The organism is Deinococcota bacterium, assembly GCA_030858465.1.
Classification (GTDB): Bacteria; Deinococcota; Deinococci; order Deinococcales; family Trueperaceae; genus JALZLY01.
Window position 1 is genome coordinate 1 of the sequence record JALZLY010000298.1, and the last position, 14,909, is coordinate 14,909.

A 14,909-nucleotide genomic window follows, 5' to 3' on the forward strand; every position below is an offset into this window, starting at 1 on the left:
GCTGGAGGACGCCGGGCGGCAGCCTGCCGGGGTTGCCGGGAGAGATTATCTCAGCCTGCGTCGGCAAGCCGGTCATGATTGGCGGTTGGGACAGCGAGAAAAGAAAGCCCAAGGAATTGGTCCCGCACCTGCCCGCGGGCAGCGTGTGGTTTGTGGAGGCAGAAGCGAGTGAAGTGGCCGCCGCCAAGCAACGGCATGGCGGGCACATCGGCGAGAAGACCGCCTGGGGCTACGGGCAAATCCTGATTGGAGCGTGGTGAATGAAGCACATCATCGTCGGCATGTTGGCGGAAACCTTCGTCCACCCCGGCACGGGGCAAAACGTCGGGGCGATTGACTTGCCGGTGGCTCGAGAAGCCGCCACCAGCTACCCCTTCGTGGCGGGCTCGAGCCTCAAGGGGGCACTACGCCAAGCGTTTGAAGACAAAGAGGGCAAGGAAGCAGCAAAGGCCATCTTCGGCGAGCAGGACAATGCCGGAAACGTCCTCATCGCTGACGCCCGCCTTCTTCTCTTGCCGGTGCGCAGCCTCTCGAGCGCCTACAAGTGGCTGACCTGCCCGCACCTGCTCGAGCGCTTGCAGCGTGACTTGAAGCGGAGCGGTGACGACAGCGAGTTCGAGCTTCCCAAAGTCGAGAAGAAAACGGTGTGCAGCCAAGGGTCGGGGCGACTCTTTCTCGAGGAGCGCAGCTTCGAGATTGCGGACAAGCCGAGTGAAACCCTGGTGAACGCACTCAAGCAGCTCATCCCCAACGGCACCACCGCCGGACGCCTGAACGAGCAACTCGCCATCCTCAGTGACGACGACTTCGCCTGGTTCGCGCGCTACGGGCTGGCGGTGCAGGCACGCAATCAACTCACAGACAAAAAGACCAGCAACAACCTCTGGTACGAGGAGACGCTCCCACCCGACACCCTCATGTACGCGGTCTTGGCCGAGCGCAACGGCAAGGGCGCCCTACAGGACGTGCGGAAAATCGGCGACTACCTGCAAGTCGGCGGCAACGAAACCGTGGGGCAGGGCTGGTTCAGCCTGCGCTGGCCGGAGGCGGGAGAATGAGCGGCCAGACCTTAGCCCAGCGCCGCGCCGCGCACGCGCTAGGCAAAATCGAAGGGCTTCAGAGCAAAGGCGGCTACGGCAACTACAAGAGCTACGTAAAGGCGCTTCCCGCCAACATCCTCATGAGCGGCCTGGGCCAAGCGGTGGCTACGGTGCGCTCGCGCAAAGGCAAGAGAGATGGTTACGGGGAGCTTTACGACCACATGGCGACGTGGCTGTGCGGCAATGATGATGACGCTCCCTACCGCAACTACCGTCAAGCCGACCTGCTCAGAGCCATCGTAGAGCACGACCAGGACCGCTATATTCACGCTCAGGCCGAGGCGATGGCCTACCTCGAGTGGCTGCGCAAGTTCGCCGACGCCTTTTTAGAAGGCGGCGAGGAGCCCGACTAGTGCGCCCGCTCTACAAGGAAGCAGCGCAGAATGTGGCGCGCAAAGGAGGTCACGCCGGACTCTGGTATGACAAGTTCTGTGATGAGTGGCAGGGCGATTGGACAGGACTGGGCGATGAGGGCAAAAAACGCTGGGTCGAGACTGTCACTAGTGGCGCGGTGGGCGAGCGAGAACAGCTCAAGGAACACGCCGAGCGCCTCGCAAAGCTGCTGAGCGCCTGCGGGCAGACGCCCCTCCCCTACCAGCTCACCAGCGACTTCGTGACCGGTCTGGGCCGCGAGCACCCGGTGGAGAACGGCTTCGCTTGGCACCAGACTTTGGCAACGCCCTATCTGCCCGGCTCGTCCGTCAAGGGGATGGTGCGGGCGTGGGCGGGGCACTGGCTGGGCTCCGATGCTGCGACCTTGAAGCGCGTCTTCGGCAGTGAAAGCGACAAGGACAAGAACTTTCAGGTTGGCTCGGTCGTCTTTTTGGACGCCATTCCCCACTACCCGGTAGGGCTCAAGGTCGATGTCATGACGCCGCACTATGGACAGTACTACCAAGATGATAGTGGTCAAACGCCCCCTGCCGACTGGCATAGTCCCGTTCCCGTACCCTTTCTGGTGGTCGAGGAGGGCGCGACCTTCCTCTTTGGCATCATGCCGCGGCGCAAGAACGAAGAGGACGAGAAGGACTGTGAACGGGTCAAGGCGTGGCTCTCCGAGGCGCTCGAGTGGTTGGGCGCGGGGGCGAAGACGGCGGTGGGCTATGGGCGTTTCAAAGACCCCGCTCAGCCCGCCGGCGCCCAAGGGACGATGCCTGAGACAACGTCCCTTGAAGGGGCTTCACCTACGACCGAGCTTGTCGAAGGTCTGCGCCGGGTGCGCGGCAAAGAGGTGAAGGCTCGCGCTCAAGGTTTTGTGGACAAACTCAAGCGCCTCGACGCTGCTGAGTCGGAGAAACGGCAGGCGGCCACCGAGATGAAAGCGATTCTCGAGCGGGCTCAAATATCGAAGCTTGGTAAACTCAATGCTTACAAGGAACTCTGTGAAATTATCGATGAATAAACCGAAAATCGTGGTCTCGTCCTGCGGCACCAGCCACGCTGCTCTTTAGAGTAGACGGCCAGGTCACGCTCTCGGCGTGGGGTGAGCTGGTGTGGCAGCAGGGCAAAAAACAGACGAACGCCGCCTCTTTGGTCACTGTGAAGGCGGCGCGTTCGTTGCCGACCTCGAGCACGGAATCCACTGAAGTTTTCAAAACACCATCCGCCCAACAAATCAGCAAGCCGCCGGTTGAAGCGAAAGCCGGCGGCTTGCTGTCGCGTCCTTCGTTTTCTTTGGTAGCGATGGAGAGACTTGAACTCTCGACCTCACGATTATGAGTCGTGCGCTCTAGCCAGCTGAGCTACATCGCCACGCCTGTCGGTCGCGGCCTTGTTCGCGCCACGCCCCCGGAGTATACCCCTGACCCAAGGATGAGGGCAAGCGCTTTTGGTCTTCACCTTCTCGAGCTTGGCTCACCCGGCATGGCTTTGGCTCCAGCCCGTGGGCGTCGTGCTTTCTCGAGTGTTAAGGCTTGCTTAACGCTTAGGAGGATGTTCAAACGCGCCGAGGTGCGATATAAGTCAGTTGAGCCTTGAGAGGGGTCGCGCATGAACAACAAACCGTACCGGTCACTCACCTTGATTCTCGTCCTGCTGCTGTTGGCAGCCTGCACCGGCCCGCTGTCCGAGGCACCGATGGGCGACGAGCCGCCGCTCTTCACCGACGCGGACATCGGCAGCGCGGCGCTCGAGCTCGCCGGGCACGTGGAAGCGCTCCTGGGCAGCGAGGCGGGCGAGGTGCCCGACGGCCCCGAGAGCGAGCTGCCCGAAGCCGGGGCCGAAGACGGCGTCACGTCCCAGGCGGTGTTGCCGAACGCCGGCGGCTACCTGGCCTATGTGCGGCACGACCCCACCGGCGACCTGCCCTGGCAGCTGTGGCTGGCGAACCAGGCGAGCGGCAAGAAGACGGCCGTCTACGGAGGCGTCCGCGCGATCGAGTCGGTAGCGGTCAGCCTGGACGGCAGCAGGCTCGTCTTCACCATGCTCCTGGAGGCCGGCAACTATGAGGTCTACCGGAGCGACCTGCGGGCCGGCACGGTGAGCCGCCTCACCAGGACCGCTTACGCGGAGCGCAACGTCTCGATGTCGGCGGACGCCAGGACGCTGGTCTGGGAGGGAACGAGCCCACAGGGCAGGCGCGCCGTCTTTATCCGCGACTACCGTGCCGGCGGGCAGGAGCGCATGCTGGAGGCGCGCGCCGCTCAGGTCCAGCCCTCGGTGAGCAGCGACGGGAACCTCGTCGCCCTGGTGCGCCTGCGCGCCGGCGACTCCAAGATCATGCTCTACGACAGGGCGGCCAACAGCTATGTGAGCGTCTTTACCGGCGGGCACACGCTCATGCACCCCAGCTCGAGCAACGACGGCGGCAAGGTAGCGTGGCTCGAGCGCCGCTCCGAGCAGGGCCGGGCGGACCGGGTGCGGGTCAAGACCATAGCCAGCGGCGCCCTCAGCAGCGTCGTCTCCAGCCGAGACGGCGTCCGTCACCCTCACCTGACGGCCGACGGGCGCTTTCTCAGCTACGGGCTAAAGCGCGAGGGCAGCTGGCACGTCTACGCGGTGGACCTGACCACGGGGCAAAGGGTGCGGGCGGCCAGGGCCCCAGCTGGAGCCGACCTCTACGCCGCGTTCTGGCAGACATACCCCAGCGGCACCCTCAAGTGGCGCTACCGGACCGGCGGCGGTGCGGACGCCTCCTCGCCCGCGGTCGGCGCCGACGGCACGGTCTATATCGGCTCGAGCGACGGCCGCCTCTACGCCGTCAACCCCGACGGCGGCCTGAGGTGGAGCTACGCGACCGGCGGCGACCTCTACGCCGCGCCCGCGGTCGCCGCCGACGGCACCGTCTATATCGGCTCGTCCGACGGCCGCCTCTACGCCGTAAGCCCCGACGGCAGCCTCAAGTGGCGCTATCGGATCGGGCCGATCTTCTCTGCCTCGCCGGCCATCGCCGCCGACGGCACCGTCTATATCGGCTCGTATAAGGGCCTCTACGCCCTCAGGCCCGACGGCCGCCTCAAGTGGCGCTACCAGGCCGACCACATAACCGCCTCGCCCGCCGTCGCCGCGGACGGCACCGTCTATACCGGCTCGAGCGACGGCAGCCTCTACGCCCTTGGGCCCGACGGCCGCCTCAAGTGGCGCTACCAGGCCGAGACGGCGCTGACCACCCCGCCCGCGGTCGGCACCGACGGCACCGTCTACGTGGGGACGGATGAGGACTGGTTCTACGCCGTCAGGCCCGACGGTCGCCTCAAGTGGCAATTCTCGACGGAAGGCGCGTCGGCAAGCTCGCCCGCCGTCATCGGCAGCGACGGAACCGTCTACGTGGCCTTTTCCTACGGCCCCTATGCCGGCGTCCTCGCTGCCATCAGGCCCAACGGCCGCCTCAGCTGGCACTACGGGATCGGCAGCGCCCTCCTCGGCGCGCCCACGGTCGGCGCCGACGGGACCGTCTATCTGGGTTCCTCGGCCCTGGCCTTCAGCGGCGAAGAGGACGGCCAGCTCAACGCCATCGGCCCCGACGGCAAGCTCAAGTGGCAGTACTCGAGCGGAGGCGCGGGCACGATGAGCGCCTCCTCGCCGGCCCTGTTGGCCGACGGCACGGTCTATATCGGCTCGAGCGATGGGCTCTATGCGATCTACAGCGACTCGGCGGGCTTGGCGGCGTCGCCCTGGCCCAAGTTCCAGGGCGACAATAAAAATGGGGGGCAAATTGCGGGGCGCCGCTAGCGCGGTTCTTTGACGCCCTCCAGGCCTGGCGCGGCTGTTTCCGCTCGCCTGCTAAAGCCTTGGCTAGCCCCGCAAAAACTCCGCGGGCCGCTCACCCAAGGGCGGCAGATCGCCCAAAGATCTGAGGCCGAACTCGAGCAGAAACTTGGCGGTGGTGGCGTAAAGCAGCGGCTTGCCGACGACGTCCTTGCGGCCGATCACCTTGATGAGCTCGCGCTCTTGCAGGGTGTCCAGGGTGGAGCCGCAGGACGCGCCCCTGGCGGCCTCGAGCTCGCCCCGCGTGAGCGGCTGCCCGTAGGCTACCAGGGCCAAGGTCTCCAGGGCCGCCGCGGAGAGCTGGGGCAGGGGCGGCGGCGCCAAGAGGCCGGCGAGGTCGGCGGTCAGGGTCCTGTCGACGACCAGGCGGTAGCCGCCCGCGACCTCCTCGACCTCGAGGCCCAAGTCCTCGCGCTCGAGCAGCCGCTGAAGCTCGCCGACCACCCCGGCCACGGCGTCGGCGGAGACGCCCAGCAGGGCCGCGGCTTCCTTTGGGGTGAGGGGGCGGCCGGCGGCGAGCATGGCGGCGCAGAGCAGGGCCTGGTAGCGCGCCACCTCCTACAGCTCCGTCAGGAGCCGCCTCAAGCCCTTGAGCGGCAGGTCCACCCAGTCGGGGCGGTGGCCGAGCTCGTAGTGCACCTCGTAGAGCGCCTTGTCGAGTTGGTAGGCCCAGACGAGGCGGTCGCGGACCCCCGCGGGCGGCAGGAAGCTCGCCTCGCCGGCGGTGGCGTAGTAGGCGTCCAAGAAGACCGCCTCGCTCCAGCGGGTGAGCGACCCCACCCAGGTCTCTAAGTCGCCATCCTTGCTCGCCAGCTCGGGATGCTCTGCTAGGTGCCTGCGCCAGGCCATCAGCCCGGCGTAATCGAGGGAGCGCAGCATGCCCGCCACGTCGCGCAGCGCCTGGTCGCGCCGGCGGCGCTCGGCCAAGGGCTTGGCGGGCTCGCCCTCGAAGTCGAGCAGGTAGTACTCGCCCTGGCTCATCAGGACCTGGCCGAGGTGGTAGTCGCCGTGGACGCGGATCTTTTGCCAGCCGCCTGGCGCGGCCGGGGTCTCCGGATTCAGCTCGTCCAGCTTGGCGAGGCCCCGCGCGAAGAGGTCGTCGGCCGGCCGGCCTTCGCTTCCTCTCTCCGTCAACGCCAGACGCACCTCCTCGGCGCGCGCATGGACGCGCTCACGGAGCGCCAAGAGGTCGCCGGCCTCGGTGGGCTCGGGCCTCAGCGCCGGGGTCTCGGCCTTGGCGAGGCTCAGGTGCAGCTCAGCGGTGCGGACGCCCAGCAGGCGGACCATGTGGAGGATGTCGCCGCCGCTGTGCTCGAGCCAGGCGGGGATGGGCTGGCCCGGCAGGGGGTAGAGCTCGCTCGGCAAGGCGGTGTCGCTCACCCGGTTCAAGTAGCGCGAGGTCTCGGTGAGCGCGTAACCCCAGGCGTCGCCGTCGCCGGCCAGGTAGTCCTGCACCACGCCCAGGCTGAGTTCCAGGGGCCCGCGGTTGAACGAGAGCCGCGCCAGCATCCGCGGCACGAAGGGAAAGCCCGCGCTAGTCAGGTAGCTGAGCATCTCGACCTCGGGGTTGGGGCCCTCCTCGAGCCTGCGGTAGAGCTTGGCGAAGGCCGCGCTGCCAAAGACCGCCGAGGAGTTGCTCTGCTCGACGCCAAGCACGCGCGCGCCCTCTGCCGGCGGCAGGACGGCACCCTTGCCCGTCGCGGCGCTGTAGAGGCCCTTGAGGCTGCGGCCCTTCCAGCCCGCGCGGGTCTGCTCGTAGAGGGCCAGCCAGAAGGCCGGATCGGCGGTCGCATCGTAGAGCACGTTGCGGCCGAAGGGACCGCTCAGCCGGGCGATGGCGGCCTGGGGACGCTCGGCCAGGGCGCTGCTCGCCTCCTCCTCGCTCATCCGGGCCAGGGGCAGGAAGTAGCGCTCGACGCCGCCTTCGTAGGCGACGCGCACCAAGGCCAGATAGCCGGAAAAGGCTTGGGCCTGGAGCCGCACGGCGTCCTCGAGCCGCACCGAAAGGATGGGCCTCTCCTTGGCGCCGAACCAGCGCTGGCCCCGCAGGTAGCCGGGCAGGAGCCGCTCCAAGCCCTTGCGCGACTCGCCCTGGACCATGGTGTCTATGACTATGGTCTCCAAGCCGCCCGTCAGGGTGAGCACGGGCAGGGCGCGCAGGATGTCGGCCACGCCCTCCTCGGGCAGGGCCTCGTCCTCGGCGAGCGCGGCCTTGGGGCGCAGAACGAACCAGTAAAAGGAGTGCGGCCCGAGCGTGAGCGGGTAACCCTCCGCGGTGATGGGCGGGAAGGGCGCCTGGCTGAACAGTTCGACGGGCGCGCAGTCGCTGAAGTCGGCGAGCGGCAAGGAGGCCGCCTGGGCAAAGCGTGAGAGGTTGGTGACCACCAGGATGGTCTCGCCCTCATGCTGCCGCAAGAAGGCGAAGACCCGGGGGTTCTCGACGTCTAAGACCCTCAGACTGCCCCGGCCGAAGGTCCTGGCGTGCTGGCCGCGCAAGGCGATGAGGCGCCGGGTGAAGTGGTAGAACGAGTAGGGGTTGTTCCTTTCGGACTCGACGTTGACGAACTGGTAGGAGTAGCGCCCCTCGCTGACGGGCGGCAGGAAGAGGGTGTGAAAGGGCGCGCGCGAAAAGCCCGCGTTCTTGTCGGGGCTCCACTGCATGGGGGTGCGCACGCCGTTGCGGTCGCCCAAAAAGGTGTTGTCGCCCATGCCGATCTCGTCGCCGTAGTAGAGGATGGGGCTGCCCGGCAGGGATAGCAGCAGGGCGTTCATGAGCTCGATGCGGCGGCGCTCGCCGCCCAGGAGCGGCGCTAGGCGGCGCCTGATGCCCAGGTTCAGCCGAAACTGCGGGTCGGCGGCGTACTCGTAGTACATGAAGTCGCGCTCTTCGTCGGTGACCATCTCGAGGGTGAGCTCGTCGTGGTTGCGCAAAAACAGCGCCCACTGCGCCTCCTCGGGGATCTCCTCGGTGTGCCCCAGCATCTCGACGATAGGCTGGCGGTTCTCGCGGCGCACCGCTAAGTACATCCGGGGCATCAAGGGGAAGTTGAAGGCCATCTGTACGCCCTCGCCCCCTTCGCCAAAGTAGGGCACGGTGTCCTCGGGCCACTGGTTGGCCTCGGCCAGGAGGATCTTGCCGGGGCCGTAGCGGTCCTCGATGGCCTTGCGCAGGCGCTTGATGGCGTCCAGGGTTTCGGGCAGGTTCTCACAGGACGTGCCCTCGCGCTCGTAGAGGTAGGGCACGGCGTCGAGCCTGAGCCCGTCTACGCCCAGGTCGAACCAGTAGAACATCACCTCGTGAAGCGCCTTTTCGACCGCGGGGTTGTCCCAGTTGAGGTCGGGCTGGTGGCCGAAAAACCTGTGCCAGTAGTAGGCGCCCGCCACCGGGTCCCAGGTCCAGTTGGAGTACTCGGTGTCCTTGAAGATGATGCGCACGCCCTTGTACTTCTCGGCGGAGTCGCTCCACACGTACCAGTCGCGCTTGGCCGAGCCGGGAACGCGGGCCTCCTGGAACCAGGGGTGCTGGTCGGAGGTGTGGTTCAAGACGAGCTCGGTGACGACGCGCATGCCGCGCGCGTGCGCCTCGTCCAAAAAGGCCTTGAAGTCGTCCAGGGTGCCGTGGACGGGCAGGATCTGGTAGTAGTCGGCGATGTCGTAGCCGTCGTCGCGCAAGGGCGACTGGTAAAAGGGCAGCAGCCAGAGCGTGTTGACGCCCAACTCCTCCAAGTAGGGCAGCTTTTCCCTCAGCCCCGCGAAGTCGCCGTAGCCGTCGTTGTTCGAGTCGTAAAAGGAGCGCACGTGAAGCTCGTAGATCACCGCGTCCTTGTGCCACAAGGGGTCCATAGTCACCTCGTCCATAGTTACCTCACGTCGTAAAGAAGCCGCTTTAGCCCGGTTCTTCATCTCGTTTCAGCGTAACACTCCATGAACGAGCGAGGCGAGAAGGCTGGCTTCACGCCCCCACCGGGCAGCTTCCGTATTTTTCCATGATGATTCACTTTTACCCCAAGCTTTTCCCGCAATCCCCTCACCCATGAGGGATCATCGTGCTGCTCGCCGGTCTCGAGGGCCCGAAGCAACCTGGAGAACGTGAGCAAATGAGGCCATCTGAAAAACATCGGAATGACTTCAGCTCGCCCTGATCAATGTTCCTCACCATGCGGTAGCCTTCAACAAAGGAGAGAAACGCCTCATTATTCAAGTCCACTTTGCTAGCGCTGTCAGGTCGATGCCATCACCTGACGGCTTCTTCACGCATCTTCTCTTGCAACCACAAGTTGAGGAGCGTTTCTGGAGAAACACCGCGCTCTTTGGCCAGGTCACGAAGTCTCTCGGAAAGCCCTCTTTCGAGGGGATAATACCTGACGGACGAAGCAAGGCCTACTTCGATGGCTACAGCTTTGGTTCGCTCCCAGATGTCGCCAAGGTCATGTGCGTCCCAATAATCGCCAATCTCTTGGTAGGACGAGGCCTGGGATACCGAGGTTTTAGCGTCCTTCATACCGCCTCCGCTCCGTTTCGGTCATGTCGCGCGCAGACACGACGAGTGCGCGCCGGTCCTGCTTGTGGACAAAAAAGTCGCTCCTGCCTATCCCGATTCTAAAGCATGGATTGAAGAATCGCAAACAAAGCTGCGTCCTCGAGCAACCGCAAGCGCGTGGGCCGCAGCATCTTCGGAAACGGCAAGAACCGAGAGCGAATAGGCTCGCCTTTGGCCGGACTCCGACTCCCGCATCCTCACATGTATCCTCACATGTAGTAGTCGAAGTCCTGCTCGCGCCGCACCCGCTTTCTCACCTCGAAGATGTGCGCCGGGCTCTTGTGCGGGTCGAGCCGCACGAAGTTGCGCGCGCCCTCCCAGAAGTAGCGCTCGTCGTCCAGGAGGTCCTTTAGCATGTAGGGCTCGTCGTGCTTCAGGCCGAGGTCATGGAGCGGCAGCTCGAGCCAGCCCGACTGGGTGTGGTGGGGGTCCAGGTTGACCACCACCAGGATCAAATTGTCGCCGTCCTTCTTGGAGTAGGCCAGCAGTTGCTCGTTGTCGGTCTTGTGGAAGCTCAGGCTCCAGTTGCTGTGCAGGGCCGGGTTCTCCCGGCGGATCCTGTTGATCCTGGCGATCAGGCCCTTCAAGGAGCGCGGGTCGTTCAGGTCCCAGTCGCGGATCTCGTACTTCTCGTTGTTCTTGTACTCCTCGCGGGCGGGGTGAGCCTCGTTTTCCATCAGCTCGAAGGCCGGGCCGTAGATGCCGTAGGCCGCCGACAGCGTCGCCGCCATTACCAGCCGCGCCTCGAAGACGGGCCGGCCGGCGTGGTTCAGGTAGGGCGGCAGGATGTCGGGGGTGTTGGGCCAGAAGTTGGGCCGGTAGATCTCGCGGACCTCGGTATGGAAGAGCTCGCTCAAGTACTCCTCGAACTCGTGCTTGGTGTAGCGCCAGGTGAAGTAGCTGTAGGACTGGTTGAAGCCCACCTTGCCGAGAGCAAACATCACCTTGGGCCGGGTAAAGGCCTCGGCCAGGAAAATCAGCTCGGGGTACTCCTCCTGGAGGTTCTTGAAGCACCACTCCCAGAAGGCAAAGGGCTTGGTGTGGGGGTTGTCGACCCTGAATACCTTGACGCCGCGGCCCGCCCAGAAGGCGATGACATCTTTCAGTTCAAGCCACAGGTTCTGCCAGTCGGGGCTTTCGAAGTTGATGGGGTAGACGTCCTGGTACTTTTTGGGCGGGTTTTCGGCGTAGCGGATCGAGCCGTCGGGGCGGTGGCGGAACCACTCGGGGTGCTCCCTAACGTAGGGGTGATCGGGCGAGCACTGGTAGGCGAGGTCGAGAGCGACCTCGAGCCCCAGCTCCTTCGCCCGCGCCACGAACCTGTCAAAGGCTTCCAGACCGCCCAACTCGGGATGCACCGCCTTGTGCCCGCCCTCTTGGGAGCCGATCGCCCAGGGGCTGCCGGGCTCGCCCTCTTGGGCGCTGGGGGCGTTGTCCTTGCCCTTGCGGTAGGAGTGGCCGATGGGGTGAACGGGCGGCAGGTAGACGATGTCGAAGCCCATCTCCTTGACGTAGTCCAACTGCTTAGCGGCGTCGTCGAGGGTGCCGTGCTCGCCCGGACGCCCCGCCGAGCGCGGGAAGAACTCGTACCAGGCGCCGAATCTGGCCAGCTTGCGGTCCACCAACAGCCCCAAGCTGGCACTCCCCACGGCGCGCACTCTGGGGTCGTTGCGCTGGGCGAGCTCCAACACCTCGGCCTCGAGCGCCCGCTCGATCTCGCCCGCGCGGAAGGCCTCAATATGTCCCTGAAGCGCCTCCTCATCCTCGCCCGTGGCCTCCTTGGCCGCGAGCTCGAGGAGCGCCGCGCCCTCTAAGAGCTCGCTCCTCAGTTCCCCTTCGGCCTCTCCCCCATACCCGCTCCGCAGGGCACTTTCGACCCGGCGCCGAAAGAGCGCCTGCCAGGTGGCGAACTCGTCCACCCAGGCGCGCACCCGGTAGTGCCAGCGGCCGAGCTCGTCGGCGGCGAAGGTGCCCGTGAACACGTCGTTGCCCAGGGGCGCCATGCGCAGCGACCGTTCCTCGCCACCTTCGGGCCCGAAAATGAGCTCGACGGCGACGAGGTCGTGACCGTCGCCGACCACATCGGCCGTCACCTCCATGAGCTCGTCCTGGGCGCGCTTGACCGGCCAGCGGCCGGCGTCTATCTGCGGGCGCACCGCCAGGATGAGCGCGCGCGACCACGCCTCGGGCAGCTCCATGGGCATTGGCGCCGTCGGCGGCATAGCTCCTTGCGTCTTCGTCATCGGCTAAGTCTCCTTTTCGCTGCTCACATCGCTAACCATCGGGGCTAATCGTCGGGACTAGTCGTCAGGACTGGTTCGAGCAGCTTGGGCGTCGTTCGCGGGCGCGGCGCTATAGAGCACCGCCCAAGGCAGCGGCAGGCGGCTCAGTTCCAACGCAGCCTCCAGAGGGAGGGTCTGGCCGCTCAGGAGCTCCTGCCAGTCGCGGCCCCGGTAGCCCTCGGGGAGCGGCAGGCGGGTGTCCGTGAAGCCGCCGCGGCGCTCGAGCTCGGCCGGAAAGCGCGTGACGACGACCAGCATCGCCCCCGCCTCGCCGGCGCGGAGATAGGCTATCACGTGCTCGGCCTCTTCCCCCTCGGCCTCGAGGGGCTGGTAGCCGTCAGCCTGGTAGCTCTCGCCGAAGAGGCTCGGGTGCTCGCTCCTGAAGCGCAGCAGCCGCGCCGTCAGGTAGAGCTTGAGCCCCTCCTGGCCGGCCTCGAGCATTGCCCTGACAGCATCCGCGTCCGGCCTCTGAAGCAGCCCCTCGAAGCCGTCCAGGAGGGCTGCGCGCGCCCCGTAGTCGACCTCGCGGCGGTTGTCGGGGTCGACCAGGGAAAGGTCCAAAAGTTCCGTGCCCTGGTAGAGGTCCGGCACGCCCGGCGAGGTGAGCTTGAGGGCGAGCTGGCTCAGCGTGTTGTGGAAGCCGTAGCGGGCCAGATCGCGGGCCAGCGGCCCGACGATGGCGGGCAGTTCGGGGTCTTCTAAGCTGTCCCTCACGAAGCGCTCCAGGGCTCCTTCATAGGCCTCGTCGGGGTTGAGCCAGCTCGTCTGCCCTTTGGACTCCCTCGAGGCCTTGTGCATGTAGGCCAGCAGGCGCTCGCTCAAGCTGTCCCTGTCCGCGCCCTCCCAGAGCGCGACGAGGACCTGGTAGAAGAGGTAGATGTCGCCGTCGCTGGGCGCCTTTTCCACGTGCCGCCCGCGCGCCCGCGCGCTTAACCCCTCGACCAGCTCCTGCCACGCCTCGTTCAGCTCGGCCAGGGCGATCAGGCGCATGCGGGTGTCCTCGCCGCGCTTGTGGTCGTGGGTGGCGGTGGCGAGCAGGTTGTTGGGATACCTAAAGGCGCGAAATCTGGCGTGGGCGTGAAAGGCCTGCGCCGTCACCCCGAAGTGGTCGGGCTCGCCGCCGACCTCGTTTAGAGCCGCCAGGCGCACAAAGCGGTAGAAGGTGGTGTCCTCGACGCCCTTGGCCGCCAGGGGCGCGGTGTACTGCTGAAAGCGGCCGACCCAGGCCGCCCGCGCCTCCTCGAGCTCCTCCTTGACCTCGTCTAGGAGCACCCGCACGATGAAGTCGTAGACGGTGGGCTCGGTGGCGGGGTTGCGCCGGCGCGCCTCGTGGATGGCCGCCTTGATGACCCCTTCGGCCTCGTCGCGGTCATGCGGCAAGTAGGTGCGGTAGCGGCTGAACGAGGCCACCACCTCCGAGAGCGCCTCGCGCAGGCCCTCCAAGGTAAAGTCGCGGGTGCGGTAGTCCGACTCGGAGATGCGGTCGAGGCTGTAGGCGAGGCGGAAGAGCTCGCCGGAGAGCGCGGTTTCCATCACCAGCCGCTTGGCGCGGTGGACCTCGTCACCGTAGTCGCGCGCCTCGCGGACGCTGCGGCGGTAGATGCGGTCCAGGGCCGGCTCGCCCTGCGGCCACAACAAGACATTCATGGCGTCGTTCATGAACTCGTAGCCGGTGCTGCCCTCGACCGGCCAGGCCTCGGGCAGGATCTCGCCGTGAGCGAGGATCTTTTCGACCCAGACGCTGCGCGCGCCCGCATCCTTGAGCCAGGCGAGGTAGCTGTGCGGGTCGAAGAGGCCGTCGATGTGGTCGATGCGCACGCCCCTGACGCCCTCCTTGGCGAGGAGTTCGGCCAGGAGGCGATGGGCGTCCCAAAAGACCTCGGGCTCCTCCATGCGCAGGCCCATGAGCTCGTTGATATCGAAAAAACGACGGTAGTTGATCTCGAAGCCGGCGGTCTTCCAGGAGGCCAGGCGCCAGAACTGCTCTTCCAAGAGGTGGTGCAGGCGCTCGCCGCCGAGACTCGCCAGGACCGGCTCGAGGTCGATGCGGCTCGCGAGCGCGGTGAGCCGCAGCCCCAGCGCCTCGGCCTTCTCGAGCTCCTGGGGCTCCAAGGAGCTGTAGGCCCCTTGCAGGTCCTTGAGATCCCAGTAGGCCTCGGTGCGCTCGAAGTCGCTCAGCGCGGCCTCGAGGATGAGCGCGTAGGAGGCGGGGCTGAGCGCGAAGCGGGCCCCGTGATAGGCCAGGTAGAAGCCGCCCCGTTCAAAGACGAGCCCCAGCTCGCCGCCGTCCAGAACCTCGCCGTAGGGACTGCCCAGGAAGGGCAGCAGCAGCTTGTTGGTGAGCTCGGGCTTTAGGGGCGTCCAGTCGATGTCGAAGTAGCGGGCGTAGCGCGAGTGGGGGCCGTAGGCGAGGACGTCTTGCCAGGCGACGTTGCGCGGCCCCACCCCGGCGTGGTTGGGCACGAAGTCGAGGATGATCTCGAGGCCGTTTGCCACCGCCGCCTCGCGCAACCTCTCGAAGCCCGCTAGCCCGCCCAGCTCCTCGCGGACGAGGTTGTGGTGGACCACGTCGTAGCCGTGGGTGCTGCCGCGGCGCGCGTCGGTGATCGGCGACAGGTAGAGATGGCTTATTCCCAGACGCCTCAGATAGGGCAATACCTCCCTGGCCGCCTCGAAGTCGAAGCCGGGGTGCAACTGAAGCCGGTAGCTGGCGTTCACGCTAGCTCTCCAGTTCCGCCAAGGCGGCGGCGGGCCGGGCGAAGGCAACTTTCCCCCCGGCTA

The 14,909-nt window shown here is 66.2% G+C and carries 10 protein-coding genes and 1 tRNA gene; 5 read left to right on the forward strand and 6 right to left on the reverse strand.

The genetic code is table 11. The features are described 5' to 3' along the window. The 4 genes from M3498_14860 to cmr6 all read left to right on the forward strand — a co-directional run. On the forward strand, positions 1 to 260 hold a 260-nt coding region (locus M3498_14860; GenBank protein ID MDQ3460560.1), incomplete at its 5' end, for a type III-B CRISPR module-associated protein Cmr3. Further along, positions 261 to 1,058 carry a type III-B CRISPR module RAMP protein Cmr4 gene (cmr4, locus tag M3498_14865; GenBank protein MDQ3460561.1) on the forward strand — a complete coding sequence of 266 codons (798 nt, stop codon included), beginning with the start codon at positions 261 to 263 and terminating at the stop codon, positions 1,056 to 1,058. It abuts the gene before it with no gap. After that, positions 1,055 to 1,453: a type III-B CRISPR module-associated protein Cmr5 gene (cmr5, locus tag M3498_14870; protein MDQ3460562.1), complete on the forward strand. Its 399-nt coding sequence runs from the start codon at positions 1,055 to 1,057 to the stop codon at positions 1,451 to 1,453. Before cmr4 ends, cmr5 begins: the two co-directional genes overlap by 4 nt. Continuing rightward, entirely contained in the window at positions 1,453 to 2,502 is a 1,050-nt protein-coding gene (gene cmr6, locus M3498_14875; protein ID MDQ3460563.1) for a type III-B CRISPR module RAMP protein Cmr6, read from the forward strand. The genes cmr5 and cmr6 overlap by 1 nt, the downstream gene beginning before the upstream one ends. A gap of 273 nt (positions 2,503 to 2,775) precedes the next feature. On the opposite strand, the gene M3498_14880 is transcribed toward cmr6, so the two are convergent. Then, positions 2,776 to 2,852: transfer RNA gene (locus tag M3498_14880), tRNA-Met, on the reverse strand. Positions 2,853 to 3,089: 237 nt separating this feature from the next. Here M3498_14880 and M3498_14885 point away from each other — a divergent pair. Next, complete coding sequence (locus tag M3498_14885; protein ID MDQ3460564.1) at positions 3,090 to 5,270, forward strand: PQQ-binding-like beta-propeller repeat protein; 2,181 nt, start codon at positions 3,090 to 3,092, stop codon at positions 5,268 to 5,270. A 63-nt stretch (positions 5,271 to 5,333) separates the two neighbouring features. Here M3498_14885 and scpB read toward each other — a convergent pair whose 3' ends face one another. From scpB to treY, 5 genes are all read right to left on the reverse strand, one after another. Next, positions 5,334 to 5,828 (reverse strand): SMC-Scp complex subunit ScpB, encoded by a 495-nt coding sequence (scpB, locus tag M3498_14890; GenBank protein MDQ3460565.1) that lies wholly within the window; start codon positions 5,826 to 5,828, stop codon positions 5,334 to 5,336. A gap of 36 nt (positions 5,829 to 5,864) precedes the next feature. Next, a complete protein-coding gene (treS, locus tag M3498_14895) occupies positions 5,865 to 9,164 on the reverse strand; it encodes a maltose alpha-D-glucosyltransferase (GenBank protein ID MDQ3460566.1) in 3,300 nt (1,099 codons plus the stop codon). Between the two features lie 376 nt (positions 9,165 to 9,540). Continuing rightward, on the reverse strand, positions 9,541 to 9,807 hold the full coding sequence (locus M3498_14900; protein ID MDQ3460567.1) for a BrnA antitoxin family protein: 267 nt from the start codon (positions 9,805 to 9,807) through the stop codon (positions 9,541 to 9,543). A 248-nt stretch (positions 9,808 to 10,055) separates the two neighbouring features. Beyond that, entirely contained in the window at positions 10,056 to 12,089 is a 2,034-nt protein-coding gene (locus M3498_14905) for an alpha-1,4-glucan--maltose-1-phosphate maltosyltransferase (protein ID MDQ3460568.1), read from the reverse strand. A 57-nt stretch (positions 12,090 to 12,146) separates the two neighbouring features. Beyond that, positions 12,147 to 14,846 carry a malto-oligosyltrehalose synthase gene (treY, locus tag M3498_14910; protein ID MDQ3460569.1) on the reverse strand — a complete coding sequence of 900 codons (2,700 nt, stop codon included), beginning with the start codon at positions 14,844 to 14,846 and terminating at the stop codon, positions 12,147 to 12,149. Positions 14,847 to 14,909: the final 63 nt, after the last annotated feature.

Coding starts and splice junctions, on each gene's coding strand:
- cmr4 (MDQ3460561.1), top strand. CDS start 261: ATGAAGCACATCATCGTCGGCATGTTGGCGGAAACCTTCGTCCACCCC.
- cmr5 (MDQ3460562.1), top strand. CDS start 1,055: ATGAGCGGCCAGACCTTAGCCCAGCGCCGCGCCGCGCACGCGCTAGGC.
- M3498_14885 (MDQ3460564.1), top strand. CDS start 3,090: ATGAACAACAAACCGTACCGGTCACTCACCTTGATTCTCGTCCTGCTG.
- scpB (MDQ3460565.1), bottom strand. CDS start 5,828: ATGCTCGCCGCCGGCCGCCCCCTCACCCCAAAGGAAGCCGCGGCCCTG.
- treS (MDQ3460566.1), bottom strand. CDS start 9,164: ATGGACGAGGTGACTATGGACCCCTTGTGGCACAAGGACGCGGTGATC.
- M3498_14900 (MDQ3460567.1), bottom strand. CDS start 9,807: ATGAAGGACGCTAAAACCTCGGTATCCCAGGCCTCGTCCTACCAAGAG.
- M3498_14905 (MDQ3460568.1), bottom strand. CDS start 12,089: ATGACGAAGACGCAAGGAGCTATGCCGCCGACGGCGCCAATGCCCATG.